Origin of the sequence: Kitasatospora sp. MBT63 (assembly GCF_000710465.2) — a bacterium.
GTDB lineage: Bacteria > Actinomycetota > Actinomycetes > Streptomycetales > Streptomycetaceae > Kitasatospora.
On sequence record NZ_JAIZ01000556.1, the window covers coordinates 1 to 1,947 of the forward strand.

At 69.0% G+C, this 1,947-nt stretch carries 2 protein-coding genes; one reads left to right on the forward strand and one right to left on the reverse strand.

Going from position 1 to position 1,947, the window contains the following annotated elements:
• The first annotated feature begins 567 nt into the window (after positions 1–567).
• On the forward strand, positions 568–1,038 hold the full coding sequence (locus AA75_RS44875; RefSeq protein ID WP_063794460.1) for an NUDIX domain-containing protein: 471 nt from the start codon (positions 568–570) through the stop codon (positions 1,036–1,038).
• Between the two features lie 26 nt (positions 1,039–1,064).
• On the opposite strand, the gene AA75_RS29435 is transcribed toward AA75_RS44875, so the two are convergent.
• Positions 1,065–1,784: a hypothetical protein gene (locus AA75_RS29435; RefSeq protein WP_033823333.1), complete on the reverse strand. Its 720-nt coding sequence runs from the start codon at positions 1,782–1,784 to the stop codon at positions 1,065–1,067.
• Positions 1,785–1,947 lie beyond the last annotated feature (163 nt).

A 1,947-nucleotide genomic window follows, 5' to 3' on the forward strand; every position in this document is an offset into this window, starting at 1 on the left:
GGTGGGGGCGGTCGTCCTGCTCTCGCTGCTGCCGGTCCTGTTCCGCCCCCACCGCGACTCGCGCTCCCGCTGACGCTCCCGGCGCCACCAGCGGCACCCGCAGGGATCGATGTCGCGCGTCAGACTCCGTGCTGGGCCCTCGGTTGAGTGAGTGTCGGTACTGCCCACACCGCTCTGCAGGTCGATGCCGCATCCAGGCAGGTGACTGGGGGTGATGGTGAGGGTGGTGGTGCCGGAATTGAGGTTGCCGAGGTTCCAGGACTTGCCATCTTGCCCCGCCGCGCAACCCGTTCGTGAGGCCGATCACGCACTCCGACGCTCCCCTCCACCCGGCGCCGACGAGCCCGCAGCCGGACGGCGCCGCCGCGTGTGCCGGACTGACGGGGGTCGGTCCGGTTCAGCCTCTCCGGAAGTCTCCAGGAGGGGCGTCGATGTTCCGGAACACCCGCCCCGGGGGACGCAGGATGCCATCGTGGGGGTGCGCGCGGCAGGGCGGCCGATCCCACCAGCGGCCTTCACCTGCCAGCCCCGTCCGCCGGAGAAAAGGTCTTGTCCTGAGGAGGCGTCATGGCCGACAGCAGCCACGGATATGTCAGGGACCAACGCGGTTGCCGCCACTGGGGGCCGCACGGTGCCGCAGGTCTTCTGTTGCGTCGAGGGCCCCGATTCCTGCTCCAGCGCCGATCCTGGCGGGTCCATCACGGCCGGACCTGGAGCGTTCCCGGAGGCGCACTCAAAGCCGGTGAGAGCCCGTGGGACGGAGCCTGCAGGGAGTTCGCCGAGGAACTCGGCAGCGTTCCGACGATGCGCCCCGTCCTCATCTCCGCCGATGATCACGGCGGATGGGCATATCACACCATCATCGCGGACGTCACGGAGCCGTTAGGCCACCACCGTGGCGACCGCGAAGGCACCGCACACCGGTGGTGCACCCCATCAGAGATCGACTCGCTGCGCCTTCACCCCGGATTCGCGGCCGTCTGGTCTCGGCTGATCGTCGAGCTGGATACGACGGAGCGCCTCCGGAGCGGCCACTGATCGGGTGACGATCACGGGAGCGTAGCTCAGTCCCGCCCAGAAGCCTCGATGCAGTCGCCGAATGCGTCGGGGATCCACCGACGATCCGTGGGACCGTCGAAGATCTCACCGGGCAGGGGCGAGGCGCTGCGGCCCAACGTCTCAAGTGTGTCCACGGAAAGGAAGCCGCCCCGGGGGGCTCGGCCGATCTCGGTGATCACGGTGTGCAACCATCCCTGATGGGAGTCGAGGCCTTTGGGCGGCGGCACGATCCGGGTCCGAAGCCACTGACTGGCATGGCTGTTGCGGGCCATGACCGCGACCGCGCTGATGTGCGGGTAGGCGTCCGCCAGCCGCTGCTCCGGGCGCTCGTCGCCACGGGGAGACCAGGGCACGTCCGGGGTGTCGTGGAGTTCCCTGGGAATGTCGCCGTGCAGCAGCCTGTTGAGCCGACGGCAGATGTCTGCCGTCGAGTGCAGCCAGCCGCCCGCGCTGCACTCCACAACGATCACACACGGCGTACCGCGGTAGCGTGCACTCCCCAGTCGGTGGGCCGCATCCTCGAATCCGTCCAGCAGCGCGGTGAGGTCGAAAGCACCTCCGCTCCCCATCACCGCACAGGCCACGGTGCGCCCCGCAACACTGACCACACAGCCAGGTCCGGCAGCAGTGGCAAGGCCGGGCTCCCTCGTGAAGGGATATCCGCGCTCGCGTAGGTAGCGTTCGAACCACATCGGCGCCGGACGCTGGAACTGACTCCCGTCCATATTATTTGCTCCCTCCCCGTCCACCGACGAACGCCCACCGGGTCCGGCAGGGTTCCCACCCGGACCCAGTGGCCTGCAAAACCGCCCGCACGCTGCGCCGTGCGGGCGGAGGTCTTCGGGAATCCCTAGTAGGGCTTGGTCAGGTCGGCGCGGTGTTGGCGTG